We start from the raw sequence: 25,822 nt of genomic DNA, 5'->3' as shown, positions 1-25,822 counted from the left end.
CGGCGCGGCGGACCGGGGCGACAGGACCAGCGGGCGGCACGGCGGGGCCGACCGGCGCGATGGGACCGGCGGGCGGCACGACCGGGCGGACCGGGGCGACGGGACCGGCGGGCGGCGCGGCGGGGCGGGCCGGGGCGGCGGCGGACCTGACCTCGCTCATCGGCGGACCGCCGGGGTGAGCCGGGTCAGGGCCGTCGCGAACCGTCCGCCGGGGGCGTCGGCGGCGACCAGGCCGGCGTCGTGCGCGGTGTCGACGTCCCGCAGGGCCGGCAGGTCCCGCACCCGCAGTCCCGCGAGCCGGGCGCGCTGGGCGGCGCCGGTGTACGGCTGGGACATGGGGACGCCCCGCAGCCGGTCCGGGTCGGGTTCGGCCAGGCCGAGCGCCCAGAACCCGCCGTCCCGCGCCCGCCCGAAGTACGCGTCGCAGTCCGCCCAGTCGACGGTGAGCAGTTCGGGGGTCACCTGCGGGGTGTCCATGCCGATGAGCAGGGCGGGGCCGTCGCAGGCGGCGAACGCGGCGGCGAGCCGTTCGTCGAGGCCTCCGCCGCTCTGCGGGACGACGTCGAAGCCGGGCGGCAGCCAGGGGCCCGGGCTGCCGTCGAGGACCAGGACTCGGCGCCGGGCCGGGGTTCGGGCGACGGTGTCGAGGGTGTCCGCGAGGGCCGCCTCGGCGAGTGTGGCCGCCTCTTCGGGGGTGAACGGCGGGGTGAGCCGGGTCTTGACCCGGCCGGGGCGCGGCTCCTTGGCGATGACGAGGAGGGTGGTCATGGGCGGGCCCCCTCCCGGACGCCGGGCCCGGCGGGTTCCTCGGCCAGCACCCGGCTCATGTCCCGCACGGCGTGCCAGGTGCCGCGCCAGGTCCCGGTCACCTTGGAGGCGCCGGCGCGCGGCCGATAGGGCACGTCGTCCTCGGTGACGCGCCAGCCGGCGTCGGCGGCCCTGACCACCATCTGCAGGGGGTAGCCGCTGCGCCGGTCCGTCAGGTCCAGGGCGAGCAACTCCTCGCGGCGGGCGGCGCGCAGCGGCCCGAGGTCGTGCAGGCGCAGCCCGGTCCGGCGGCGCAGGAGCCGGGTGAGGGCGAGATTGGCGGCGCGGGCGTGCGGCGGCCAGGCGCCGCGCCGCTCGGGCCGGCGCCGGCCGAGGACCAGGTCGGCCTCGCCGGCCGCGACCCGGCGGACGAACGGCACCAGGTCGCCGGGGTCCAGGGAGGCGTCGCAGTCGCAGAAGCAGACGATGTCGGCGGTGGCGGCGGTGAGGCCCGCGTGGCAGGCGGCACCGAAGCCGCGCCGCGACTCGTGGACGACGGTGGCGCCGAGACTCGCCGCGAGGTCCGCGGAGCCGTCGGTGGAGCCGTTGTCCACGACGAGCGCCCGCCAGCCGGGCGGGACGCGTTCCAGGACCCAGGGCAGCGCCTCGGCCTCGTCGAGGCAGGGCAGTACGACGTCGACGGGTGCCGGGTCCCCGGGGGTGGCTCGGGGTGAGGAGATCGTCACGGCTTTCACCCTACGAGCGCGATCCGGACATATCGGGCCGCGGCTCCTTACGGAAAGCTGACGTCGGGGCCCGGGCGGCGCCTCGCGCGCGCGGAGGGTGCGAGGCTGGCCGTATGACGCAGCAAGAAGCGGGCGGTGGGGCCGGGGCGCGGGTCCTCGTCGTGGACGACGACCCCACCGTGGCCGAGATCGTCTCCGGGTATCTGGACCGTGCGGGGTACGTGGTGGACCGGGCGGGCGACGGACCCGCCGCCCTCGCCGCGGCCGCCGCACGCCGCCCGGACCTCGTCGTCCTCGACCTGATGCTGCCCGGCATGGACGGCCTGGAGGTGTGCCGGCGGATGCGCGGGCAGGGTCCCGTGCCGGTGATCATGCTCACCGCGCGCGGCGACGAGGACGACCGCATCCTCGGCCTGGAGGTCGGCGCCGACGACTACGTCACCAAGCCGTTCAGCCCGCGTGAACTCGTGCTGCGCGTCGAGTCGGTGCTGCGCCGCAGCCGTCCCGCGCAGCCCTCGGCGATCCTGCGCGCCGGGGGTCTGACGGTGGACCCGACGGCGCGCCGCGCGGCCAAGGACGGCGCCGAACTCGCGCTCACCATCCGGGAGTTCGACCTGCTGACGTTCTTCCTGCGGCACCAGGGCCGGGTGTTCGGGCGGGAGGACCTGATGCGCGAGGTGTGGGGCTGGGACTTCGGCGACCTGTCGACCGTCACCGTCCATGTGCGGCGGCTGCGCGGCAAGGTCGAGGACGACCCGGCCCGGCCCCGGCTGATCCAGACCGTGTGGGGCGTCGGCTACCGCTTCGACGCCGGCGGCACCGCCCCCGCCGAGGAGGGCTGACCGTGCGCGACACGCTGCTCATCGCCCTGTTCGCGTTCCTGGGCGCCGCCGCGGCCGGCGTGCTGGGCGCCTGCGTGCTGCTGCTGATCCGGCGCCGCTCCCTGATCGCCCACCTCACCGTGGTCGCGGGCGTCGGCGTCACCGCGATGCTGGCGGGCACGCTCGCCGTGGCGCAGGCGATGTTCCTGTCGGGGCACGATCTGAGCGTCGTCACGACCGTCGTCGCGATGGCCGCCGTGGTCTCCCTCGCGACCGCGCTGCTGCTGGGCCGCTGGGTCGCCGCCCGCAGTCACGCGCTGGCGCTCGCCGCCCGCTCGTTCGGCGACGGCGGTGCGTTCACCTCCCCCGACGGGCCCGCCACGGCCGAACTCGCCGCGCTGAGCCGGGAACTGGAGGCGACCAGCGCCCGGCTCGCGGAGTCGAGGGAGCGGGAGCGCGCGCTGGAGTCCTCGCGCCGTGAACTGGTCGCCTGGATCTCGCACGATCTGCGCACCCCGCTGGCCGGGCTGCGCGCGATGGCGGAGGCCCTGGAGGACGGGGTGGCCGCCGACCCGGACCGCTATCTGAAGCAGATCCGGATGGAGGTCGAACGCCTCGACGGCATGGTCGGCGACCTGTTCGAGCTGTCCCGGATCCACGCCGGCACGCTGAAGCTGTCGTTCGCCCGGCTGTCCCTGTACGACCTGGTGGGCGACGCCCTCGCGGGCGCGGACGCGCTGGCCCGCGAGCACGGTGTCCGGCTGGTCGGCGACCGGGTGGAGGCGCTGCCGGTGCACGTGGACGGCCGGGAGATGAGCCGGGTGCTGGGCAATCTGCTGGTCAACGCCATCCGCCGGACGCCTGCGGACGGCACGGTCGCGATCGCCGCCGAACGCTCCCCCGACGGCGTGGTGCTGTCCGTCACCGACGGCTGCGGCGGCATCCCCGACGAGGACCTGCCGCGGGTCTTCGACACGGGCTGGCGCGGGACGCACGCCCGGACGCCCCCGGCCGGCGCCGGGCTCGGACTCGCCATCGTGCGGGGCATCGTGGAGGCGCACGAGGGCCGGGCGACGGTCCGCAACGTGCCCGGTGGCTGCCGTTTCGAGGTGGTGCTGCCCGCCGCCGCTTCCTGAACGCGGGCAGCACCACCGGTCATGGAAGGGTGGTCACCCGTCGGCGAACTCCGTCATCCCCTCGGCGAAGGACACCTGCGGCTTCCAGCCCAGTTCGGCACGGAGCCGGGAGGAGTCGGCCGTGATGTGCCGGACGTCGCCCAGACGGTACTCCCCCGTCACCACGGGCGGGGGACCTTCGTGGGCGGCCGCGAGCGCCTCGGCCATCTCGCCGACGGTGTGCGGCTCACCGCTCCCGGTGTTGTACGCGGTCAGCGCGCCCGGCGGAAGGTCCCCGGCGCTCGCCTCCAGCGCGGCCACGTTCGCGGCGGCCACATCGCGCACATGGACGAAGTCCCGCCGCTGGCGCCCGTCCTCGAAGACCCGGGGCGCCTCCCCGCGCGCGAGGGCGGAGCGGAAGAACGACGCGACCCCGGCGTACGGGGTGTCGCGGGGCATGCCCGGGCCGTAGACGTTGTGGTAGCGCAGCGACACCGCGGTGCCGTCGGTCGCGCGCGCCCAGGCGGCGGCCAGATGCTCCTGGGCGAGCTTGGTCGTGGCGTACACGTTGCGCGGGTCGGCCGGCGCGTCCTCCCCGACCAGTCCGGGGGCCAGGTCGGCGCCGCAGACCGGGCAGGGCGGCTCGAACCGGCCCGCGTCCAGGGCGGCGACGGTGCGCGGGCCCGGCCGGACGACTCCGTGCCGGGCGCAGGTGTAGCGGCCCTCGCCGTACACGACCATCGATCCGGCCAGCACCAGCCGTCGTACCCGCGACTCCGCCATCGCCGTCAGCAGTACGGCCGTGCCGAGGTCGTTGCGGGAGACGTACTCGGGGGCGTCCGCGAAGCCGGTGCCGAGGCCGACCATGGCCGCCTGGTGGCAGACCGCGTCGACGCCGGCGAGGGCGCGCCGTACGCCGTCGGGGTCGCGGACGTCCGCCGCGGGATCGGTGCGGACGTCGTGCACGACGGGTTCGTGCCCGTGTGCGGCGAGCGCCCGGACGATGTGGGACCCGATGAATCCGGCGCCGCCGGTGACCAGTACACGCATGGCGTTCACGCTAGGGGGCCGAGGCCGCCCGGCGCCGTCGCGCGGCCCTCATGTCACGGGTTCGTAAGGGCGGGCGCGGTCAGCGGGAGCGTCACCGTGAAGCGGGTCCGCCCCGGTCCGCCGGTGACGGTGATCCGGCCGCCGTGGGCGGCGACGAGGGACCGGGCGACGGCGAGGCCGAGTCCGCTGCCGCCGCGGTCGCGGCTGCGGGCCTTGTCGACGCGGTAGAAGCGGTCGAAGACGCGTTCGCGGTCGGCGGGCGGTATGCCGGGTCCGGCGTCGGTGACCTCCACCCGGGCGGTGCCGTCGGCGACGGACACGGCGAGCGCCACCGGGGTGCCGGGCGGGGTGTGCACGGCCGCGTTGGTGAGGAGGTTGTCCAGGACCTGACGGATGCGCTGCGGGTCGAGGCGCAGCGGTACGGAGGCGGGGCCGGGGGCGACGGTCAGCGGATGGCCGGGGCGGGTGGCCCGGAAGGCGTCCGCCGCCTGACCGGCCAGCTCCACCAGGTCCGCCTCGACCGGGCGCAGCGGTGTCTCCACGTCGGCGGCGTCGAGCCGGGCGAGCAGCAGCAGGTCGTCGAGGAGGACGCCCATCCGGGCCGCCTCGGCGCGCAGCCGGGCGAGGTGCCGTTCGCGTTCCTCGGGGGCGTTGGCGGCGGCGTACTGGAAGAGGTCGGCGTAGCCGCGCACCGACATCAGCGGGGTGCGCAGTTCGTGCGAGGCGTCCGCGACGAAGCGGCGCAGCCGCTGCTCGGCCTCCGCCCGGACGGCCAGCGAGTCGTCGATGTGCTCCAGCATGGTGTTGAAGGCGGTGCGCAGTTCCTCCACCTCGGCTCCGCCGCCGCGCCGGTCGTGCCGCACCGGGAGCCGCGCGGAGTCGGTCAGGTCGTGCGAGGTGATGTCCCGCGCGGTGTGCGCCATGTCGCTCAGGGGCTTCAGTCCGCGCCGCAGCATGCCCCGGCCGAGGGCCACGAGGGCGACGAGCGCCAGCCCGAAGGTGACCGCCTGGAGGGTGACGAGCCGGCCGACGGTGTCCTCGATGCCGTCCAGGGGCGCGGCGCTGACCAGGACGACGCCGGGCTCCACCTCGCAGGCCCGCAGCCGGTACTCGCCGGCGCCCCGCAGATGCGCGGTGCGCAGCACCTCCCGGTGCGCGCCGGCCTGGGTGCGGGCCAGCGCGGTGAAGTCGTCGACGTCGTCGGGGAGATCGGCGGGGTCCTCCGGGGTGCGCAGCACGGCCTTGCCGTCCGTCACGTCGTACACGGCGTAGAACCAGCTGTAGTACTTCTTGCCGCTGAGCGTGCCGTGGTCGGCGACGGACTTGGACTGGGCGATCTGCCCCTGCGCGAGCTGGGTGTCGAGCTGCGCGGCCAGATAGTCGCGCATGTATGTGGTCAGCGCGGTGCCGACCACCGCGAACACCGTCAGCGACAGCACGGCCAGGCCGAGCGCCAGCCGGGTGCCGAGGCGCATCGCGCGGTACGCCCGGCGCAGCCGTCCGATCACCCCGACGCCTCCCGGACGACGTAGCCGAAGCCGCGCACGGTGTGGATCAGCGGGGCGCCGGTGTCGTCGAGCTTGCGGCGCAGCCTGCTGACGACGAGCTCGACGACGTTGGAGCGGCCGCCGAAGCCGTACTCCCAGACGTGGTCGAGGATCTGGGCCTTGGTGAGCACGGTCGGCGACCTGCGCATCAGATAGCGCAGCACCTCGTACTCGGTCGGGGTGAGCGTGAGCAGCCGCTCGCCGCGCCGGACCTCGCGGGTGTCCTCGTCCATCGTCAGGTCGGCGACCCGCAGCACGGAGCGCGGGAGGCCGGGGCCGGCGCTGCGCCGCAGCACGGTGCGCAGCCGGGCCATCAACTCCTCGACGGCGAACGGCTTGACCAGGTAGTCGTCGCCGCCGCGGGTGAGACCGGCGACCCGGTCGGCGACGCCGTCACGGGCGGTCAGGAACACCACGGGCACCATGCGTCCGGTGGCGCGCAGCCGGTCCAGCACCCCGAAGCCGTCGACGTCGGGCAGCATCAGGTCGAGCACCACGATGTCCGGGTGGAACGCGGCGGCCCGCCGCAGCGCCTCCTCACCGGAGTTCGCGGTGACCGCCTCCCAGCCCTCGTAGCGGGCGACCGTCGCGACGAGGTCGGCGATGGGCGGATCGTCGTCCACGACGAGCAGGCGTACGTTCTCCACCCGTTCATACTGCGGCACCGGGTGCGGTGTGCCGAGGGGCGGGTGCGGTACGGGCCATATCGACAGGAGCCCGACAGCTTTCAGGCGCCGCGCGCCCTGCGGTGGCGCAGTGCGTACACCGCGGCGGAACCCGCGCACAGCGCGGCCGTGATCAGGAGCCAGCGGGCCAGGAAGCCGTCCGGGGAGAGACCGGTGGCGCGGGCGTAGCGGTCCGCGACCCGGCCGGTGATCAGCGGGAACCACACCAGCAGAAGCAGCAGCGACAGCGCGGCCGGCACCCGGACGTACATGGTCAGGCCGCGGTGCCCCGACCGGTCCATGCCCCGTACCAGCGCCCGGTCCGCCGCCCCGTACAGCGGCACCAGGACGAGGTCGTGCAGGACGGCGGCGCCCACGAACCACAGCGCGACCGCGAACGGGTCCTCCTCCAGCAGCCGCATCCCCGCGTACGCCGTGAGCGCGAAGGAGCAGGCCAGGAGGAGCAGTTGGAGGGGGCTGCCGAGGGGTGGGCGGCGCATCACAGGTCCTGGAAGATCAGCCGCGCCACCCACTTGGTGTTCAGCACACCGGGTGCGGCGGGCACGACGACCCGGGCGGGATACCCGTGGTCGGGGGTGAGGTCGGCGCCGTTGACGGCGAGGGCGAGCAGGCTGAACGGGTCGGCGACCTGGTGGGAGCGCAGCGCGGCCCGCCGGAAGGCGCCGCGCCGCTGGAGGGACTCCACGAGGACGTCGGGCGGGGCCGCCTCGTCGCCGACGAGCGCCGCGAGGTCCCGCAGCCGCACCCCGCGCCACCACTGGTCGGAGGTCGACCAGCCCTCCACACAGGCGATGGGCAGGGCCGCGTGGTGCTGCGGCAGGGCGAGCAGATCGGCGCGGGAGAGACGGACGGTGCGTCCGGCGCGGCCCACCACGACGAGCCGCCACGCCTTCTCGGAGGTGTCGACGGCGCGGATCCCGGCGTAGCGGGCGGTCTTGTTGATCTGGAAGCCGGCCGGGCCGCCGCCGGGCTCGGCACCGCCGTGCGGGGCGAGCAGCGCGGTCCGGCGCAGCGCCCCGTCGAAGTTCTGGCCCACGGTGGTGGCGAACAGGAGCAGGGAGCCGCCGCCGACGAACGCGAGGGCGCCGCGCCGCGAGACGGTCGGCTCGGCGGGCTCGGCCGCCACCAGGCCGTTGGACTCCTCCCGCAGCCGCCGCAGTCCGCGCCGGGCCGCGGGCGCCTTGAGCGCGACGTGGGTGACGAAGGCGGCGAAGAAGACCCACGCCCCGTAGAAGTGCAGCGGGTAGAAGGAGCCCGGGAAGACGTAGTCCAGCTGGATGTTGAGCACACCCGTCACGAACTCGAACAGCGCCCCGCCGACCAGGAACAGCAGCGAGAGCCGCTCCAGGGCGTGCGCGACGGACCGGGCGGGCGGCAGCCGGAACAGCAGGGGGACCACCGACCACAGCTTGGCCAGCAGGACCGGGATCAGGGCGATGCCGAGGGTGACGTGGACGCCCTGGGTGAGCCGGTACAGCCAGCGCGGGCCGGTCGGCCAGGGGAAGAGGTAGAAGCCGAGGACGCCCTTGCCGGGGGTCTTGTCGTTCACGGGCGACAGGTTCGGGTCGTAGGCGGCGTAGGACAGCAGCCCGGTCACGAACAGCACCGTGATCCCGCCGAGCAGGACGACGCCGAGCACCGAGGTCAGCCAGGGCCCGCGCAGCGGGCTGCGCCAGAAGGAGGGGTCGAAGGGGGACCGTGCCATGAGCCGACCGTAGGCCGCCGGGGCGCCGAGCCGTCCGAGGCGAACCATGACGGATCGCTGACGTCTCCGCTTGTCACACGGGGGGCGGACGCCGGGCGGCCTAGCGTGCTGACGTGACCCGTGATCTGCTGCCCGAGACCCGCCCGGCCGCTCGCCCCGACGGCCGTCGCGCGCCGCGCCGCGACCTGTACGCGGTCGCCGCCGCCGTGCTGCTGTTCGCCGTGGCCGCCGTGGTGGGCACCGTCGTCGAGCACCGCGACGGCACCCTCCACGTCAACTGGCCGCCGGTGCTCGCGACCTGGCATCCGCACGCCGGTCCCGGCACCCCGGCCGCGCTGCTCGTCGCGGTGGCCGTGGTGGTGTACGGGCCGGTCGTGGCCGCCCGCCTGCCGTGGCGGCGGCTGCTGATGGCCGTATGGGGGGCGGGTATGGCCTGGACCTGGTCGCTGGCGCTGGTCGACGGCTGGCAGCGGGGCGTCGCCGGGCGCCTGGCGACCCGCCACGAGTACCTCCGGGCCGTCGACCGGTTCCAGGACATCCCGGCGACCCTGCGGGACTTCACCGGGCACATCCTGCTCGGCACGCCCGACCACTGGCCCGCGCACGTCGCCGGGCACCCGCCGGCGGCCACCCTCACCTTCGTTCTCCTGGACCGGGCCGGGCTGGGCGGCGGCGCCTGGGCGGCCGTCTGGTGCATCACGCTCGGGACGACGGCGGCGGTCGCGGTCCTCGTCGCCGTCCGCGCGCTCGCCTCCGAGCGGCACGCCCGCCGTGCCGCGCCGTTCCTGGTGCTGGCGCCGGGCGCGGTGTGGCTGGGCACGTCGGCCGACGCCTGGTTCGCGGCGGTCGCCGCGTGGGCGCTGGCGTTCCTGGCGCTGGCGGTGACGGGGCACCGGCCCCGGGCGACAGGTCTGGCCTGCGGTCTGCTGTCCGGGCTCGCCGTGTATCTGTCGTACGGCCTGACGCTGCTCGTGGTGATCGGCGCGGGTGTGCTGCTGCTCGGGTCCGCGCGGCTGCGGCCGCTGCCCTTCGTCCTGGCGGGGTTCGCCGTGGTGCCGCTGGTGTTCACGACCCTCGGCTTCTTCTGGTGGGAGGCGTACGACGTCCTCGTCACCCGCTACCACCAGGGTGTGGGCGGCGAACGGCCGCAGGTGTACTGGGTGTGGGCCAACCTGGCCTGCCAGGTGCTGGTGGTGGGGGTGGCGACGGTGGCGGGCCTGCGGCGGACCGCGTCCGTGCCGCTGCTGCGGGGGCGTACGGCCGACGGGCGGCTCGGGGTGCTCGTACTGGCCGCGCTGGCCGCGATCCTGGTCGCCGATCTGTCCGGGATGAGCAAGGCGGAGACGGAGCGGATCTGGCTGCCGTTCACCCTGTGGCTGCTGCCCGCGACGGCGTTCCTGACCGGGGTCCGCGGCTGGCTGGCGGCCCAGGCGGGGGTGGCCCTGCTCGTGAACCATCTGCTGCTGACGGGCTGGTGAGCCGTGTGCGTCCCCTTGCGGGTGTGCCGTTCCAGGGGCGGTGTGACGTACGCCGCACAGCGGATCGAAAGTTTTTCCCGCAGCGGTGATTGTTCTCGCCGTCCCGTCCGTACCAATGGGGGTACGAGCCGTTCACGTCTGGAGGCACGATGCCCGTCTCGCGCCGCATGGTTGGCACCGTCTTTGTGGGAGGCGCCCTGGTCCTGACCCTCTCCGCCCTCGCCTACCCCGCGATGCTGGGAGTGGAGACCACGTCCGTCAGCCAGGACCGGGTCATCGCCAACACGCAGTGGGGGCCGCTGACCGAGGCGGACCGCGACTTCGTGGTCAAGGTGCGGGCGGCGGGGCTCTGGGAGCACCCGCTCGGCATGATGGCGATGCAGCGGGGCACCACGGCGGCGATGAAGGAGGCCGGCCAGCACCTGGTGGTCGGTCACGCCCGCCTCGACCTGGCCTGCCGCAAGGCCGCCGCGCAGCTCAACATCACGCTGCCGAACCAGGCGAGCCCGCAGCAGCAGCAGTTCGTCGCGACGGTGGACTCCAAGACGGGCAAGGAGTTCGACTCGACCGGCGTGGCGATCATGCGGGTGACGCACGGTCAGATCTTCCCGGTCATCGCGAAGATCCGGGCGAACACGCAGAACACCATGGTGCGTCAGCTGGCCGACCTCGCGAACGACACCGTGCTCGACCACATCACGGTGCTGGAGAAGACGGGGCTGGTCAACTTCGACCAGAACAACTTCCAGCAGACCACTCCGCCGAAGCTCCCCAAGGACCAGCTGACCCCGCCCGCGCCGCAGCCGGGCGCCCCGGTCCTCACGCTCGCCATCCCCAAGGGCCTGGAGAACCTGGACACCACGTCCCCCAAGGCGCTGCCCAGCGCGGACGTCAAGTGAGCCGGTGCCCCCGGTCTGCCGGGGGCACCACCGCTCGGCTCAGCCGGTCTTCCAGCGCGGCGGGGTGTCCAGCCGCGCCCACTCGGCGTCCCACTGCGCCAGCCGCCGCCGCTCCATCGCCAGCCGCACCACCCAGCCTGCGCCCAGCACCAGGCCGGCCGCGCCCGAGCCGGCGAGCAGGCCGCCGGAGACCGCGTGCAGCGTCGTCTCGGCCCCGGACAGCGGCTCGTTGGCGACGGCGCCGTGCCGGTCGGTCCACACCTGGACCTTGCTGCCGGCCTTCGTCTTCGGCGGGACCCGCGCCTCGTCGCTGTGCGGGGTGCCGTCCGGGTCGGTCCAGCGGACGGTGGCCCACACCAGATGGTCGGTGGTGACGCGCGCGGGCCCCGGTTCCTCGGCGTCCCGCACCAGGACGGCGGTCACCCGGCGGCTCTCGGAGCGGATGCGTTCGGCGGAGCCGACGACCGCGTCCGCCGCCGCGAGGCCGGCGAAGAGACCCCCGACCAGTGCGAACAGCCAGGCGCACAGCACCACCCACGCCTCGATGACGTCGCTGCGCCGCTTCAGCGGGTTGCGCCGCCACCTCCACCACCGGATCTTCGTGCACTCGGACACCGCCATGCCGACACCCCCTTGAGCACCGACAGCACCCCTCCAGTGTGCGCCCATTCACCGACCGCCGCACGCACCCGGAGACACCGCGCGGGCGCCCGGATCACGGCCGGCGCACGAGGTCAGCTGGCGGTGCGGCGGATGCGTCCGGCGTACCGCTTCTCCAGCTCCAGGTTGCCCTCGTAGCCGCCCGGCACATTGGCCGAGACGTACACCGGCGGGCGCTCCCCTGCGGCGAGGAGCAGGGCGGACGCCTGGGCGACGGCCATCTGCACGAGCAGGACGCCGGTGAGCGTCGACAGGGCGCAGACGGCACCCCCGCCGGGCAGCTCCAGCAGGGCGTCGCCACGGGGAGCCGCGTTGTCGAGGACGACGTCGGCGATGTCGGCGAGCTTGCGGCCGCTCGCGTGCCCCGCGGGGACGGCACGGGTGTGCGCGAGGGAGGTGAGGGCGAGGACGGCGTGCCCACGCTCCTTGGCGTGCAGGGCCATCTCCACGACGACGTTGTTGACCCCGGAGTTGGAGATCACCACGAACAGGTCCCGGGGGCGCGGCGCGGCCAGCTCGTACAGGCGGGCGGCGACCCCCGCCCGGCGCTCCAGCAGCGGGTCGTCGAGGACGCTCGGGGGTTCACCGCCGTACAGGACGAGGTCGGCGATGCTCAGCCGGTTCGTGGGCACCAGTCCCCCGGCGCGCCCGGCGATCTCCAGGACGACGGCCTGGGAGTGCCCGGTCCCGAAGGCCTGCACGACCCCGTCTCCCCGGACGCACTCCGCGATGAGCGCGGCGGCGCGGGCCACGTCCTCCCGTACGGACGCGGACCCGGTGACCCGGTCGAGGACGGCCCTGCTCTCGTGCACGAAACGCTCGGCGCTCACGGACGCGTCGGACATGACCCCTCCCGCGATGAATGAATCCACCATGTGTCGGCCCACGACTGAATGACTGAACCGAACGCTACCGCCGACTGCTACCTTCGGGCCATGCCCCCGACGGATGTGACCGCGCTGATCCGTGCCGAACTGCCCCGCCTGACCGGGTCGCTGAGGAAGGTCGGCGAGCTGGTCCTCGCCGACCCCGAGGCGGTCACCCGCTGCTCGGCGGCCGAGCTGGGCCGCCGCACCGGCACCTCGCAGGCCACGGTGACCCGGTTCTGCCGGGCGCTCGGGCTCGACTCGTACCAGCACCTGCTGATGGAGCTGGCCGCCGAGCGCGGACGGGGCGCGGCGGGCACGGACTGGGGGACGGCCGAGATCGGCCCGGACATCTCCCCCGACGACAGCCTGGAGAAGGTCGTACGGGTCGTGGGGGCCGCGGATCTGCGGGCGGTCCGGCAGACCGTCGAGGGCATGGACCTCGACGCCCTGGAGCGCGCCGCCCGGGCGACGGCGCGGGCCCGCAGGATCGACGTCTACGGCGTGGGCGGCAGCGGTGCCGTGGCCCGGGAGACGGAGATGCGGCTGTTCCGGATCGGCTGCGCGGTGCGCGGCTGGACGGAGGTGCACGCGGCGGCCACCTCCGCCGCCCTGCTCACCCCGGCGGACGTGGCCATCGGCATCTCGCACTCCGGGGCGACCCGGGAGGTGCTGGAACCCTTCGAGCTGGCCCGCGAACGCGGCGCCACGACGATCGCCCTCACCTCCGACCCCCGCTCACCGCTCGCGAAGGCGGCCGACGTCCGCCTCGTCTCGGCCACCTCGGAGACGAGCTTCCGCAGTGGCGGCATCGGCGCCCGCCACTCGGTCCTGGTCCTGATCGACTGCCTGTACGTCCGCGTCGCCCAACTCTCCTACGACCGAGCCAGCGCCTCCCTGACCCTGACCAACCACATCGCCCCGACCCACCGGGCCCCCAACCGCCGCACCCGCTGATCCGGCGGGACCCAGGGGTGTCCGGGCCCCTCACACCGCCAGCCGCGCCAGAGTCACCGCCCCCCGGCAGCCGTCCGTCACCAGATCCGGGGTGAGGCCCAGCGGACGCAGGTGTGCGACCAGCGGGGCCGTCAGGGGGCCCTCGGGGCCGAGGAGGCCGCCCGTGGCCACGATCCGTTCCCCGGCCCGCGGGGCCAGGGCGCGTACGAGGTCCACCAGATGACCGGCCGCCGCCGCCAGGATCTCCGACGCCACCGCGTCCCCCTCCCCGGCGGCCCCCGCCACCAGCGGTGCGAGTTCGGCGAGTCGCACGGGATGCCGGCCCATCACCGCCGGCAGCAGGCGCATCCGGTACGACTCACGGCGTTCCCGAGGCCAGTCGGCGGGGTCGTGCGGGGACGGCGGCAGGACGTCCTGAGGGAGTCCGAAGGCGTGACCGACCGCCCCGGCCAGGGCCGTCGACCCGCCCCGGCCGTCCGCCATCCGCAGGGCCGCCCGTACCGCCTCGCGGCCGAGCCAGAAGCCGGCGCCGTCGTCGCCCAGCAGCCAGCCGTCGCCGCCCGCGGTGGCCGCGCAGACGCGGCCCGTGACGCGTACGGCGACGGCTCCCGTGCCGGCGATGAGGGCGATCCCGTCGGCAGGGCCGCCCGGCGCGGAGGCGAAGGCGGCCTCGCCGTCGCTGTGGATCTCGACCGCCGCTCCCGTGATGCCGAGCCGATGCAGCGCGGCGGTGAGGGCGGCCCGCGCCCGTAGCCGGCCGGGTTCGTCCGGCGCCAGCCGGGAGGCGCCGGCGAAGCCGCCCGCGACGGCCACCACCCGGTCGCGCAGCTCGGGCGGCACGGCTCCGGCCAGGGCGTCCGCGAGGTGCCCGGCGAGCTCCGGCTCGGGCACGGTCAGCGCGTTCCCGGGGCCGCCACTGCCCTCCCCGAGGGGCGCGCCGCCGGCCAGGGCCGCCAGGACGGCACGGGTGCGGGTGCCCCCGGCGTCCACACCGACGACGTAGAGAGTCTCTCGCCGGTTCATGTCGTCGGTCATGGGCGACCATGGTGGTTGACCCATTCACGCGGGACAAGGCGTCTGCGGAGTGCTACTGGTCTCCGAACCGCAGCACCGCGACCGTGATGTTGTCCGGGCCGCCCGCCTCGATCGCGGCCCGCCACAGCTCGAAGGCGGCCCGGCCGTCCTCGTGTTCGCGCAGGATCTCCTCGACCGTGTCCACCGGCACCGGGTCCGTCAGGCCGTCCGAGCACACGACGTACCGGGTGCCGGGCTCGAGGGGCTCGGTGCTGATGTGGGGGTCGACCTGGCGGAAGGTGCGTGAGCCGCCCAGGCACTGGGTGACCAGGGACGTCGTACGGCCGGGAGGGTGGGGCGGGTTGTCGTCGACGCTGACCTGGCGCAGGCCGTCGCCGTCGACGGCGAGGACCTGGCTGTCGCCCACGTTGAACACGAGCACGGCGTCCTCGCGCACGACCACACCGGCGACCGTCGTGCCCATCGCCGTCAGCTCGGTCGGCTCGTCGCCCCCGGCGGCCTGGTACACGGCGAGGTTGCAGGCGTTCAGGGCGTCGCGGACGGCGACCTCGCTGTCGAGGGCGGGTCCGAGCATCGCGATCCGGCGTGCCACCAGGGAGCTGGCGAGGTCGCCGCCGGGGTGTCCGCCGAGCCCGTCCGCGACGGCGACGGCGACCGGGGTGCCGAGCGGGAAGACCAGGGTCTGCGGGCTCTCGGTCACCGTGGCGCACAGCGTCCACGGCCCGACGGCCAGACTGTCCTCGTTGCGTTCGCGCAGCAGCCCGGGATGGGTGATCGCGCTCACCGCGACGTACGGCATGCGGTGTCACCGCCTTCCGTACCGGGCGTACCGCCGACCAGGGGCCTGCTACGAGTCTAGGAAGGTCGGCGTCCACCCTGCCAGCGCGGCCGGGGTCCGGCCCCGGCCGCGTGGCGCGTGCGTCAGCCCTCGGCGGGCGTCAGCCGCAGGGAGATGCTGTTGATGCAGTACCGCTGGTCGGTCGGGGTCGGATACCCCTCCCCCTCGAACACGTGCCCGAGGTGGGATCCGCACCGGGCGCACCGCACCTCGGTGCGCACCATCCCGTGCGAGCGGTCCTCGATCAGTTCCACCGCGTCGGTGTCCTTCGGGTCGTAGAAGGACGGCCAGCCGCAATGCGACTCGAACTTGGTGGTGGACGTGAACAGTTCGGCCCCGCAGGCGCGACAGGAGTAGACGCCCTCGGTCTTGGTGTCGGTGTACTCACCGGTGAAGGCGGGTTCCGTCCCGGCCTGGCGCAGCACGGCGTACTCGGCCGGGCTCAGTTCCGCGCGCCACTCCTCGTCCGGCTTCTCTACGTCGTACGACATGGGTGTGTGCCCCTCACTTCGACAGGCGGTCCAGGATGAGCGGGCCGAGGTCGGTGACATCGCCCGCGCCCATGGTGAGAACGAGATCACCGGGCTTCGTCATTCCCGCGACCAGCGAGGGCACCTCGCTCTTGTCGTGGACCGGGGTCACGTCGGCGCCCGCCGCCCGGGCGGCGTCGACGACCAGCTCGCTGGTGATGCCCGGGATCGGGTCCTCGCGGGCCGGGTAGATGTCCAGGACCAGCGAGGCGTCGGCGAGGGCGAGCGCCTCGCCCATCTCCTTGCCGAGCTCCTGGGTGCGGGAGAAGAGGTGGGGCTGGTAGACGACGACGATCCGCCCGTCCCCGGCGGCGGACCGCATGGCCTGGAGGTCGGCCGTCATCTCGGTCGGGTGGTGCGCGTACGAGTCGATGACCTGCGCGCCCGCCGCCTCGCCCTTGAGCTGGAGCCGCCGCTTCACACCGGTGTACGCGGCGATCGCGGGGGCCAGCTCGGCGGCCGGGACACCCAGCGCCGCGCCCGCCGCGAGGGCGGCGACGGCGTTCAGGGCGTAGTGGCGGCCGGGCACGGAGACCGTGAAGGTGAGCTCCTGCCCGTCCAGCAGGACGGTGACCTCGCTCTTGAGCCCCTGCGGCACCACGGACAGGACCCGCACGTCGGCGTCCTGCGCCTCGCCGTACGTCACCACGCGCGGCCCGCGCCCGGCGACCCGGCGCGTCAGCTCCCGCGCGCCGTCCTGGTCGGCGGAGATCACCAGGGTGCCGCCCTCGGTGATGCGGTCGGCGAACGTCACGAAGGAGTCGTAGATCTCCTCCATCGACGCGTAGTTGGCGTGGTGGTCGAGCTCGACGTTGAGGACGATGGCGATGTCGGGGGCGTACTTGTGGAAGCTGCGGTCCGATTCATCCGCCTCGGCGACGAAGATGTCGCCGTCGCCGTGGAGCGCGTTGGAGCCGGGCGCGTCCAGGTCGCCGCCGATGGCGTACGACGGGCGCAGGCCCAGCTCGCCGAGGGAGACGGCCAGCATGGACGTGGTGGTCGTCTTGCCGTGCGTACCGGCGACGGCGATCGGGCGCAGCCCGTCCATCAGCGCGGCGAGCGCGTCGGAGCGGTGCACGACCGGGACGCCCAGTTCGGCGGCGCGGGCCAGCTCGGGGTTGTCCTTGCGGATCGCCGACGACACCACGACGCAGCTGGCGTCGTCGGCGAGGTGGCCCGCGGCATGCCCGATGTGCACGGTGACGCCGAGCGCCCGCAGCGCCTCGGCGGTCGCGGACTCCTTGGCGTCGCTGCCGGCCACCGCGGCCCCGCGCTGCGCGAGGATCTTCGCGATGCCCGACATGCCGGCCCCGCCGATGCCGATGAAGTGCGGTCGGTCCATGGCGGGGGGAAGGCCGGGTGCCATGCGTGTCTCCCAGGAGTGCGATACGACGGTGAGGCCCCAGCCTATTAGCAGGCGCCGGGCCCGCCGCCCAGGGGCGCTCCCGGCGTCCGCGAAGGGGTGCCGCTACGCCTTGCTGTGCGAGAACAGCTTCAGCACCGGCACGCCCACCTTGTGCCGGGCCCGTGAGGCCCAGTCCCGGTGGAAGAACTCCTCCACGTAGTGCGGGTCGGTCAGCACGATGACCTCGTCGGCCCCGACCTCGGCCACCATGTCCTTGAGCGCGTCCAGCGGATGGTCCTCCAGCAGGCGCCCCTCGGCCCGCGCCCCCGCCGTGCGCAGCGCGGTGAGCGAGACCTCCAGGGCCCGCTCGCCCACGCTGAGCGCCTCCTCGCCCTCGGGGGTCTCGCCCTCGCGCACCGCCTCGTCCAGCTCCCCGAGCGCGATGTCGTCGATGGCGCGCAGCAGCCGGTCGGCCTGCTCGCCGCGCGGCTGGAGCAGCACGTGGAAGGAGACCTCCTCGTCGCCGTGCAACGTGGTGACGAACTCCACGTCGGCGGACGTCAGGGCCTTCTCGATCATCAAAACGCTTGTGAACACGGGCGCCCCTTCTGCGGAAACCATCCTGCCCCGTGCGGGCACGGGGGGTGCGAGATGTAGTCTGCCCGGCCGAAGCCGAGCGGAACGGTCTATACCGCCGTTTCCCGGCCCAGGGAGAAGAGAACCCTGCTCAGGCCGGGACTAACCCCGCGGGCGCCGGTACCGGCTGAACAGGAAGCCGTCCTCCTCCAGCAGGGACACCAGCTCGAACCGCTGCGGTACGGCCATCGCGGGCCCCCCGGCGATGCGCTGGGCGTCCCCGGCGGTCAGCATCGGCGAGATCGTCAGGCACAGCTCGTCCAGCACCCCGGCCGCCACCAGCTGCCCCAGCAGCCGAGGGCCGCCCTCGGTCAGCAGCCGGGTGTGCCCGAGCCCGGCGAGGGCCGGCACGGCGCGGGCCGGTTCGACGCCGGCGCCGTCCCCGGCGACCACCACCCGGGCACCCGCCCGCTCCGCCTCCGCGACCCGGCCGGCGGGCGCGGCGGCGCCGGTCAGCACCAGGGTCGGCACGAGCGGCGAGGTGAACAGCGGCAGCGAGAAGTCCAGGTCGAGACTGGCGCTGATCACGGCGATGGCGGGGGCGGGCCCCTGTCCTGCGGCGGTCCGCACCTCCGCGAACTCAGCCCGCGCGCGGGCGGGGCGGTACCCCTCCTGGCGGACCGTTTCCGCACCGACGACCACGACGTCCGCGAGGGCCCGCAGGGTGCCGAAGATCCGCATGTCGGCCGCGCACGAGATGGGTTGGGAGCGTCCGTCGTGCTGGGCGGCCCCGTCCAGCGTGGACACCATGTTCCCGCGCAGCCATGGAGCGCCCGAGCCGTCGTCCGGGTAGGCGTAGGCGGCGGCGAGCTCGTCCAGGCTCCACTCCGGCCCGGCCGCGGCCCCCTCCCCGGAGGCCGTCGGCGTCGTCTCTTCGGTCACAGGGAACAGGCGTCGCATGGCAAGGAGTGTGGCACGGCACGAAGGCCCGCTCCGGCGGCCGGACGCACGAGTCCCCAGGTCACCGCCCCGTCCGCCGGGGGCTCGCGCGCGTCACCGGCGCCCGGGCGCCGTCCGGGCGGGCGCCGGGGCCCGCCGGGCAGGGCCTACCATGGTGAACCGTGTCGTCCTCCTCCGCCGCGCCCCAGCCGAGCCCGATAGCCGAAGCGAGCCCGCTCTCCCTGTGCGCCCGCGAGCCGCATGTACCGGCGGACCGGCTGGTCGCCGAGATGGTGCCGCCGCCGCGCTTCGACTCGGTCCGCTTCGGCACGTACATCCCGGACCCGGGGCAGCCCAGCCAGAGCGAGGCGGTCCAGGTCCTGGAGTCCTTCGCGGCCGGCCTCGGCGGGGCCCACGCGAGCGGCAGCGGGAAGCCCCGGCGCGGGCTGCTCGGCTTCGGCCGGGCGAAGGCACCCAAGACCCCGGCGGGACCGCGCGGCGTCTACCTCGACGGCGGCTACGGCGTCGGCAAGACCCATCTGCTGGCCTCCCTGTGGCACGCCACCCCGGCCGAGCCGTCCCTGAAGGCGTTCGGCACCTTCGTGGAGCTGACGAACCTGGTCGGCGCCCTCGGCTTCCAGCAGACCGTGCAGACGCTCTCCGGCCACCGCCTGCTGTGCATCGACGAGTTCGAGCTGGACGACCCGGGCGACACCGTCCTCGTCTCCACCCTGCTCGGCAAGCTGGTCGACGCGGGCGTCGCGCTCGCCGCCACCTCCAACACCCTGCCCGGCAAGCTCGGCGAGGGCCGCTTCGCGGCGGCCGACTTCCTGCGGGAGATCCAGGGCCTGTCGGCGCACTTCCGCGCGCTGCGCATCGACGGCGAGGACTACCGCCACCGCGGTCTGCCCGAGGCGCCGGCCCCGTTCTCGGACGACCAGGTGACCCGGGCGGCGTACGCCACCGAGGGCGCCTCCCTCGACGACTTCCCGCGGCTGCTGGACCATCTGGCCAAGGTCCACCCGAGCCGCTACGGCGCCCTGACGGACGATCTGAAGGCGGTGTGCCTCACCGGGGTGGAGCCGGTCCCGGACCAGTCGACCGCCCTGCGGCTCGTGGTCCTCGCCGACCGGCTCTACGACCGGGAGGTCCCGGTGCTGGCCTCGGGGCTGCCCTTCGACCGGCTGTTCAGCGAGGAGATGCTGAACGGCGGGTACCGCAAGAAGTACTTCCGGGCCATCTCCCGGCTGACGGCCCTGGCCCGCGACGCGCGGGGGCTCGTGACCGGCTGACGGCCGCCGTCGGCGCAATCCCCCGGCGCACAGCCGGAGTTCAAGCCATTGCACCGTCCCCTTTCAGGCGCTCCGCGGCATACGGCGTCAGGTTGAGCCTGCAAACAGCCTCGCCGGGTTACCTTTTTTCTTGACCAACGGTTGACCAGCCGTTGGTCGGTGCATGAGGTGCGGACGGGCCGGAAGGGGGCGCATGTTCCGAGGTGAGACGACCCGGATCAGGCTCCCCCTTCCCGCCTCCGGCCGGCCCGCTCGCCCTCTCCCCGCCTCCACCGCCTTCTTCGCATCCGCACATACGGTCCGTGAAGCAAAGGCCAAGGCTAGCCCCGGGGGCGATCTTCCCGGGACGGCGCGGACGGCGGACTCCCCACCGGACTCCCCACAGGGCTCCCCACCGGACCCCCCACCCCTGTCACGCACACCCCGGCGCGCCGGCACCGGCGCGCCAGGAGGAGTCACCACACATGCAGCCCCTCATCGACAACGCCCGTATGTTCGGACAGCGCCCTGAGGAGTTCGCCCCGCTGGCCGCAGGACAGTCCCCCCAGGTCCTCTTCATCACCTGCTCCGACTCCCGGGTCGTACCGGCCCTGATCACGGGTGCCCGCCCCGGCGAGCTCTTCGAGCTGCGCACCGCGGGCAACATCGTCCCCCCGTACGGCTCCGGGCAGCCCACCGGCGAGGCCGCCACCATCGAGTACGCCGTGGAGGTCCTCGGCGTCCGTGACGTCGTGATCTGCGGCCACTCCCACTGCGGAGCGGTGGGCGCGCTGGTGCGCGGCGACGACCTGGACGCCGTACCTGCCGTGCGTGACTGGCTGGCGCACGCGGCGCCGCCCCCGGCGGGCGTCCCCGAGGACCCGGAGGTCGCCGAGGGTGTCCAGGCCCAGGTGCTGGCGCAGGTGCTGCGGCTGCGCTCGTACCCGTGCGTCGCGCGCCGGCTGGCGGCGGGCCGGCTCACCGTGCACGCCTGGTACTACGAGGTGCACCGCGGGACCGTGCGGGTCCACGACCCGGCGACCGACGCCTTCGAGGCGCTGTGATCGCCCCGCGTGCCGCGTTCCCCCACATACGGCAGGACCTCGCCGCCTCCCTGGTGGTGTTCCTGGTCGCGCTGCCGCTCTGCGTCGGCGTGGCCGTCGCCTCCGGGGTCCCCGCCGAACTGGGGCTCGTCACCGGCATCGTGGGCGGCGTCGTCACCGGTCTGCTGCGCGGCAGCACCCTGCAGGTCTCCGGTCCGGCCGCCGGACTGACCGTGCTGGTCATGGAGGCGGTCCGGGAGTTCGGGCTGCCCGCCCTCGGCGTCCTGGTGCTCGCCACCGGCCTCCTCCAGATCCTGATGGGCGCCCTGCGGCTGGGCCGCTGGTTCCGGGCGATCTCGGTGTCGGTCGTCGAGGGCATGCTGGCCGGCATCGGGCTGGTGCTGATCGCGGGCCAGCTCTACTCGGTCGCGGACGCCGAGGCGCCCGCCTCGGGCACCGAGCGGATGGCCGGGCTGCCCGGCACCCTCGTCCGGGCCGCCGGGGACACGGAGACGCTGGCCGCGCTCGGGCTGGGCGCCGGCACGGTCGCGGTCCTGGTGCTGTGGCCGAGGCTGCCGCGCCGGGTGCGCGCGCTCCCCGGTCCGCTCGCGGCGGTCGCGCTGGCGACGGCGGCCGCGGCCGCCTTCTCGCTGCCGGTCGCCACCGTCGAGGTCGAGGGCCTGCTGGACGCCGTCCGGCCGCCCGGAGCGGACGCTCTGGGCCTGCTGGCCGACCCGGCGCTCTACGCCACGATCGTCGCCTTCACCCTGATCGCCTCCGCCGAGTCGCTGTTCAGCGCGGCCGCCGTGGACCGGCTGCACGACGGCCCGCGCACCCGGTACGACCAGGAGCTGATGGCGCAGGGCACGGGCAACGCCGTCTGCGGTCTGCTGGGCGCCCTGCCGATGACGGCGGTCATCGTGCGCAGCGTCGCCAATGTGCGGGCGGGCGCGAAGACCCGGGCCGCCCGGGTCCTGCACGGCGTCTGGCTGCTGGTGTTCGCGGCCCTGCTGCCCGCCGCGCTGGGCCTGCTGCCGCTGCCCGCGCTGGCCGGCGTCCTGCTGCACGCGGGCTGGAAGCTGATCCCGTTCCGGGGGCTTCTCACTCTGTGGCGGGGTGAGCGGGGCGAGGCGCTGATCCTCGTGGCCACGGCGGTGTCGATCGTCGTGCTGAACATGTTCGAGGGGGTGCTGATCGGACTCGGCCTGTCGGTGGCCAAGGCCGCCTGGGGGGCCTCGCACGTCCGGCTGGAGGTTATGGACCTGGGCGCCGGGCCGATCCGGGCGCGGCTGTCGGGCCACGCGACCTTCCTGCGGCTGCCGAAGATCCTCGACAGCCTGGAGGCCCTGCCGCAGGACCGCCCGGTGGAGCTGGACCTGTCGGGCCTGCACCACCTCGACCACGCCTGCCGTACGGCCCTGGAGAACTGGGCCGAGCGGCACAGCGCGGCCGGCACCGCGCCCGTACGTCTCACCTCCCGCTGATGGCCCCGGACCGGTGGGCGGGCATATCGTTGCAGACACATGCGCAACGGACCTCTCCGCGAGGAGGGCGACATGGTCGAGGAGCTGCTGGGCGCCGCCGCCGGCGTGGCCGCCGCCGGAGCGGTGTACGTGGCCGCCGCGGCACGGGTGATCAAGCAGTACGAGCGCGGGGTGGTGCTGCGGCTCGGGCGGCTCGCCGGGGAGGTGCGGCCGCCCGGGTTCACGATGATCGTCCCGGTCGTGGACCGGCTGCACAAGGTCAACATGCAGATCGTGACGCTGCCCGTGCCGGGCCAGGAGGGCATCACCCGCGACAACGTGACGGTGCGGGTGGACGCGGTCGTGTACTTCAAGGTGGTCGACGCCGCGAGCGCCCTGATCACCGTCGAGGACTACAAGTACGCGGTCTCGCAGATGGCGCAGACCTCGCTGCGCTCGATCATCGGCAAGAGCGACCTGGACGATCTGCTCTCCAACCGCGAGAAGCTCAACCAGGGCCTGGAGCTGATGATCGACAGCCCGGCGATCGGCTGGGGCGTGCAGGTGGACCGCGTCGAGATCAAGGACGTGTCGCTGCCGGAGTCGATGAAGCGCTCCATGGCCCGCCAGGCCGAGGCGGACCGCGAGCGGCGGGCCCGGATCATCAACGCGGACGCCGAGCTCCAGGCCTCCCGCAAACTGGCCGACGCCGCCCGGCAGATGGCCGAGACCCCCTCCGCGCTCCAGCTGCGGCTGCTGCAGACGGTGATGGCGGTGGCCGCCGAGAAGAACTCCACGCTCGTCCTGCCGATCCCGGTGGAGCTGCTGCGCTTCCTGGAGCGGGGCGACGACCACACGGAGCGGCAGACGTCCGCGGCGCCCCGGCCCGTCGAGAGCCCGGCCGAGAGCCCGGCCGAACGCCCGGTGCAGGAGCCGCCGAAGGCCGTGGAGCCGCCACCCGAGCGGGAGGTGGAACGGACGATCGACGACATCATCGAGGACGCGCAAGGCAAGTGACACGTGCTACGCGCGTGGTTCCCGCGAGTCCCGCCAGGTGATAGACACAGCGGGGTCACAGATCCTGTCCGCCAGCAGGAAGGTTGTCCCCCCATGTCCACAACCGCGTCCGCACCCGGCGGCTCCGGCTCGACCCGGCGTCAGCTCCTGGCCCGCACCGGCGCGTTGGGCGTCTCCATCGCCTTCGCCGGCGATGTCACCGAACTCTTCACCGGCACCGCCGCCGCGCGGAACATGGGCCACTCCGGCTACGGCCCGCTGATCCCGGACCCGAACGGCCTGCTCGACCTGCCAAAAGGTTTCTCTTACCGCGTGCTCTCCCGTGAGGGCGACGAACTCCGCTCCGGCGAGGGCAAGGTCCCCTCCCACCACGACGGCATGGCCGCCTTCGCCGGCCGCTCCGGCCGGGTCCACCTGGTCCGCAACCACGAGAACCGCCAGAGCGCCGCCCTCGGCGTCCCCACCGTCAAGGGCCTGACCTACGACCCGGAGGGCAAGGGCGGCTGTACGGCGCTGACCCTGGACCGGCGCAACCACGTGCTGTCCGAGCGGGTCGGCATCGCCGGCACCGCGGTCAACTGCGCGGGCGGCCCCACGCCTTGGGGAACCTGGCTGACCTGCGAGGAGACCGAGGACAAGGCCGGCACCAACGGCTACACCAAGGACCACGGCTTCATCTTCGAGGTCGACCCCGACGACCCGCACCGCACGGGCGCGGTCCCGCTGACCGCCATGGGCCGCTTCCAGCACGAGGCCGTCGCGATCGACCCCCAGCGCGGGGTCGTCTACGAGACCGAGGACGCCTTCGAGCGGCCGTTCGGCCTGTTCTACCGCTTCCTGCCCGAGCGGCCGAAGGGCGGTCTCGGTTCGCTGCGGGCCGGCGGACGGCTGCAGGCCATGCGGGTGCCGGGCGTGCCGGACCTGTCCACGATCCAGGCGACGGGCACCAGCTTCGACCGGGTCGAGTGGGTGGACGTGCCCGATCCGCTCGCCGCCGAGACCCCGATCCGCTTCCAGGACTTCGGCCCGAAGGGCATCACCCACGCCCAGAAGCTGGAGGGCTGCTACTGGGGCGGGCGGTCGGTGTACTTCGTCTCCTCCTTCGCCCGCCGCTCGGACGGCTCGGCCGCCGACCACTACGGCCAGATCTGGCGCTACGACCCCGCGGAGCGCCGGCTCACCCTGGTGATCGTCTTCGGCCCCGACACGGACGTCCAGCTGCCCGGCGAGTCCCCGGACAACATCTGCCTCGCCCCCAGCGGCGGCCTGATGGTGTGCGAGGACGGCAACGGCGCCCAGCACGTCTTCGGTGTGACCCGGCGCGGGGAGGTGTACGCGATGGCGCGCAACGCCCAGAACATCAACACCCCGGAGGACCCGGAGTGGGGCGAGTTCGCCGGCGTCACCTTCTCCCCCGACGGCGACACGATGTACGTCAACTGCTACGACCCCGGCACCACGTTCGCGGTCACGGGGCCCTGGCGCCGCTGACCCGGCAGCCCTGACCCGGCCGGTCGATGAGGCACCTCCACCGACCGGCCGGGTGACTCCGGCCCGGCACCGCCACCGGCACACCGGAATGTCCATCTGATCCTCATATCGTCGTGCGGTGATCACTCGCGTACGGCATCTCGCCGCCGTCTGCGCCCTCGGCACGGCGCTCACCGCACTCGCCGCGTGCTCGGCACCGGACCCGGTCCGCGCCCCGCGCGCGGTCCCCCGCTCCGCCGTCGCCTCCGCGTCCGCCTCCCCGGCGGCCGGACCGCCGACCCTCGCCCCCGGCCCTGCGGGCCTGACTCCGGTCTTCGAGCACGGCCCGCGCAGCGGCGACCGGGCCGTCGCCCTCACCTTCGACGCCGACATGACCGCCGACCAGGGGCCGCGCGCGGCACGTGGCGAGCGGTTCGACAACCCCGGGCTGATCGCGGCCCTGCGGGAGCTGAGAGTGCCGGCCACCGTGTTCATGACGGGCCGGTGGGCCGAGGAGTATCCGCGGCAGGCCCGCTCCCTGGGCCGGGACCCGCTCTTCGAGATCGCCAACCACTCCTACAGCCACTACGCCTACACCGAGGACTGCTACGGCCTGCCGACCGTGAACGAGGAGCGGATGCGGGCCGACGTGGAGCGGGCCTACGCGGCCTTCCGCGCGGCCGGCGTCCACGACGCGATGCCGTACTTCCGCTTCCCCGGCGGCTGCCACGACACCCGGGCGCTGAAGGCGCTCGTCCCGGCCGGTGTCACGGCCGTGCAGTGGGACGTGGTGAGCGGGGACGCGTTCGCGACGGACGCCCGCGCGGTCGCCCGGGACGTCCTGGACGGGGTGCGGCCCGGTTCCGTGGTCGTCCTGCACTGCACGCTGAGCGCGGCCCCCACGACCGAGCGCGTGGTGCGCCAGGTGGTGCCGGAGCTGCGCCGCGAGGGCTACCGGCTGGTGAAGGTGTCCGAGCTGATCGGCGCCTCGGGCGGACGGCGCTGACCGTTCTACGCT

26 protein-coding genes are annotated in these 25,822 nt (G+C 74.3%); 11 read left to right on the top strand and 15 right to left on the bottom strand.

Translation table 11 applies throughout. The annotated features are described in order from the left end of the window. Positions 1–156: 156 nt before the first annotated feature. The gene (locus KBY32_RS18375) at positions 157–768 is read right to left on the bottom strand and encodes a DUF2064 domain-containing protein (RefSeq protein WP_210980811.1); all 612 of its coding nucleotides are present in this window, start codon (positions 766–768) and stop codon (positions 157–159) included. After that, positions 765–1,502, bottom strand: coding sequence for a glycosyltransferase family 2 protein (locus KBY32_RS18370; protein WP_374224958.1), 738 nt, complete (start codon positions 1,500–1,502; stop codon positions 765–767). Before KBY32_RS18370 ends, KBY32_RS18375 begins: the two co-directional genes overlap by 4 nt. Before the next feature lie 104 nt (positions 1,503–1,606). Here KBY32_RS18370 and KBY32_RS18365 point away from each other — a divergent pair, with 104 nt between their 5' ends. Together KBY32_RS18365 and KBY32_RS18360 are read left to right on the top strand one after the other, a co-directional pair. Beyond that, entirely contained in the window at positions 1,607–2,335 is a 729-nt protein-coding gene (locus KBY32_RS18365; protein WP_210980810.1) for a response regulator, read from the top strand. A 2-nt stretch (positions 2,336–2,337) separates the two neighbouring features. Continuing rightward, positions 2,338–3,450, top strand: a complete 1,113-nt coding sequence (locus KBY32_RS18360; RefSeq protein WP_055621939.1) for a sensor histidine kinase KdpD — start codon at positions 2,338–2,340, stop codon at positions 3,448–3,450. A 33-nt stretch (positions 3,451–3,483) separates the two neighbouring features. Here the strand turns inward: KBY32_RS18360 and KBY32_RS18355 are convergent, their stop codons facing one another. From KBY32_RS18355 to KBY32_RS18335, 5 genes are all read right to left on the bottom strand, one after another. After that, positions 3,484–4,479: an NAD(P)-dependent oxidoreductase gene (locus KBY32_RS18355; RefSeq protein ID WP_210980809.1), complete on the bottom strand. Its 996-nt coding sequence runs from the start codon at positions 4,477–4,479 to the stop codon at positions 3,484–3,486. Positions 4,480–4,532: 53 nt separating this feature from the next. After that, complete coding sequence (locus KBY32_RS18350) at positions 4,533–5,987, bottom strand: cell wall metabolism sensor histidine kinase WalK (protein ID WP_210980808.1); 1,455 nt, start codon at positions 5,985–5,987, stop codon at positions 4,533–4,535. Further along, a complete protein-coding gene (locus tag KBY32_RS18345; RefSeq protein WP_210980807.1) occupies positions 5,984–6,673 on the bottom strand; it encodes a response regulator transcription factor in 690 nt (229 codons plus the stop codon). Before KBY32_RS18345 ends, KBY32_RS18350 begins: the two co-directional genes overlap by 4 nt. Before the next feature lie 80 nt (positions 6,674–6,753). Continuing rightward, positions 6,754–7,191 carry a hypothetical protein gene (locus KBY32_RS18340; protein WP_210980806.1) on the bottom strand — a complete coding sequence of 146 codons (438 nt, stop codon included), beginning with the start codon at positions 7,189–7,191 and terminating at the stop codon, positions 6,754–6,756. Continuing rightward, positions 7,191–8,417, bottom strand: coding sequence for a molybdopterin-dependent oxidoreductase (locus KBY32_RS18335; protein WP_210980805.1), 1,227 nt, complete (start codon positions 8,415–8,417; stop codon positions 7,191–7,193). Before KBY32_RS18335 ends, KBY32_RS18340 begins: the two co-directional genes overlap by 1 nt. A gap of 113 nt (positions 8,418–8,530) precedes the next feature. On the opposite strand from KBY32_RS18335, the gene KBY32_RS18330 reads away from it, so the two are divergent. Together KBY32_RS18330 and KBY32_RS18325 are read left to right on the top strand one after the other, a co-directional pair. After that, positions 8,531–9,895: a hypothetical protein gene (locus KBY32_RS18330; RefSeq protein WP_374224957.1), complete on the top strand. Its 1,365-nt coding sequence runs from the start codon at positions 8,531–8,533 to the stop codon at positions 9,893–9,895. 149 nt (positions 9,896–10,044) lie between these two features. Next, positions 10,045–10,794 carry a DUF4142 domain-containing protein gene (locus tag KBY32_RS18325; protein ID WP_115504744.1) on the top strand — a complete coding sequence of 250 codons (750 nt, stop codon included), beginning with the start codon at positions 10,045–10,047 and terminating at the stop codon, positions 10,792–10,794. 39 nt (positions 10,795–10,833) lie between these two features. On the opposite strand, the gene KBY32_RS18320 is transcribed toward KBY32_RS18325, so the two are convergent. Continuing rightward, positions 10,834–11,415: a hypothetical protein gene (locus KBY32_RS18320; protein ID WP_115504745.1), complete on the bottom strand. Its 582-nt coding sequence runs from the start codon at positions 11,413–11,415 to the stop codon at positions 10,834–10,836. Positions 11,416–11,528: 113 nt separating this feature from the next. Beyond that, complete coding sequence (locus KBY32_RS18315; RefSeq protein ID WP_210980804.1) at positions 11,529–12,299, bottom strand: sugar isomerase domain-containing protein; 771 nt, start codon at positions 12,297–12,299, stop codon at positions 11,529–11,531. Positions 12,300–12,389: 90 nt separating this feature from the next. Here KBY32_RS18315 and KBY32_RS18310 point away from each other — a divergent pair, with 90 nt between their 5' ends. Further along, positions 12,390–13,277, top strand: coding sequence for a MurR/RpiR family transcriptional regulator (locus KBY32_RS18310; RefSeq protein ID WP_210980803.1), 888 nt, complete (start codon positions 12,390–12,392; stop codon positions 13,275–13,277). A 30-nt stretch (positions 13,278–13,307) separates the two neighbouring features. Here KBY32_RS18310 and KBY32_RS18305 read toward each other — a convergent pair whose 3' ends face one another. From KBY32_RS18305 to KBY32_RS18280, 6 genes are all read right to left on the bottom strand, one after another. Next, positions 13,308–14,312 carry an N-acetylglucosamine kinase gene (locus KBY32_RS18305; RefSeq protein ID WP_247689667.1) on the bottom strand — a complete coding sequence of 335 codons (1,005 nt, stop codon included), beginning with the start codon at positions 14,310–14,312 and terminating at the stop codon, positions 13,308–13,310. A 52-nt stretch (positions 14,313–14,364) separates the two neighbouring features. Beyond that, positions 14,365–15,111 carry a PP2C family serine/threonine-protein phosphatase gene (locus KBY32_RS18300; RefSeq protein ID WP_210980802.1) on the bottom strand — a complete coding sequence of 249 codons (747 nt, stop codon included), beginning with the start codon at positions 15,109–15,111 and terminating at the stop codon, positions 14,365–14,367. A gap of 122 nt (positions 15,112–15,233) precedes the next feature. Then, a complete protein-coding gene (gene msrB, locus KBY32_RS18295) occupies positions 15,234–15,641 on the bottom strand; it encodes a peptide-methionine (R)-S-oxide reductase MsrB (protein ID WP_055621949.1) in 408 nt (135 codons plus the stop codon). Between the two features lie 13 nt (positions 15,642–15,654). Then, positions 15,655–17,046, bottom strand: a complete 1,392-nt coding sequence (gene murC, locus KBY32_RS18290; RefSeq protein ID WP_210980801.1) for a UDP-N-acetylmuramate--L-alanine ligase — start codon at positions 17,044–17,046, stop codon at positions 15,655–15,657. 102 nt (positions 17,047–17,148) lie between these two features. Beyond that, positions 17,149–17,604 carry a hypothetical protein gene (locus tag KBY32_RS18285; RefSeq protein ID WP_055621951.1) on the bottom strand — a complete coding sequence of 152 codons (456 nt, stop codon included), beginning with the start codon at positions 17,602–17,604 and terminating at the stop codon, positions 17,149–17,151. A 159-nt stretch (positions 17,605–17,763) separates the two neighbouring features. Continuing rightward, positions 17,764–18,561 carry a pyrimidine reductase family protein gene (locus tag KBY32_RS18280; protein ID WP_210980800.1) on the bottom strand — a complete coding sequence of 266 codons (798 nt, stop codon included), beginning with the start codon at positions 18,559–18,561 and terminating at the stop codon, positions 17,764–17,766. A 161-nt stretch (positions 18,562–18,722) separates the two neighbouring features. Between KBY32_RS18280 and zapE the strand changes: the two genes are divergently transcribed. The 6 genes from zapE to KBY32_RS18250 all read left to right on the top strand — a co-directional run bounded on the left by zapE (position 18,723) and on the right by KBY32_RS18250 (position 25,810). Next, complete coding sequence (zapE, locus tag KBY32_RS18275; protein ID WP_210980799.1) at positions 18,723–19,832, top strand: cell division protein ZapE; 1,110 nt, start codon at positions 18,723–18,725, stop codon at positions 19,830–19,832. A gap of 464 nt (positions 19,833–20,296) precedes the next feature. Beyond that, positions 20,297–20,875 carry a carbonic anhydrase gene (locus KBY32_RS18270; RefSeq protein ID WP_210980798.1) on the top strand — a complete coding sequence of 193 codons (579 nt, stop codon included), beginning with the start codon at positions 20,297–20,299 and terminating at the stop codon, positions 20,873–20,875. Then, a complete protein-coding gene (locus tag KBY32_RS18265) occupies positions 20,872–22,338 on the top strand; it encodes a SulP family inorganic anion transporter (RefSeq protein ID WP_210980797.1) in 1,467 nt (488 codons plus the stop codon). The genes KBY32_RS18270 and KBY32_RS18265 overlap by 4 nt, the downstream gene beginning before the upstream one ends. 72 nt (positions 22,339–22,410) lie before the next feature. Continuing rightward, positions 22,411–23,334: a slipin family protein gene (locus tag KBY32_RS18260; protein WP_210981008.1), complete on the top strand. Its 924-nt coding sequence runs from the start codon at positions 22,411–22,413 to the stop codon at positions 23,332–23,334. 93 nt (positions 23,335–23,427) lie between these two features. Beyond that, positions 23,428–24,825, top strand: a complete 1,398-nt coding sequence (locus tag KBY32_RS18255) for a PhoX family protein (RefSeq protein WP_210980796.1) — start codon at positions 23,428–23,430, stop codon at positions 24,823–24,825. Between the two features lie 118 nt (positions 24,826–24,943). Then, positions 24,944–25,810 carry a polysaccharide deacetylase family protein gene (locus KBY32_RS18250; RefSeq protein ID WP_210980795.1) on the top strand — a complete coding sequence of 289 codons (867 nt, stop codon included), beginning with the start codon at positions 24,944–24,946 and terminating at the stop codon, positions 25,808–25,810. The last annotated feature ends 12 nt before the right edge of the window (positions 25,811–25,822 follow it).

The organism is Streptomyces sp. RK62 (genome assembly GCF_018070255.1).
GTDB classification, from domain to species: Bacteria; Actinomycetota; Actinomycetes; order Streptomycetales; family Streptomycetaceae; genus Streptomyces; species Streptomyces nigra.
Note: the sequence above shows the minus strand (reverse complement) of the source record. Positions and strands in the feature narration are given on the sequence as shown.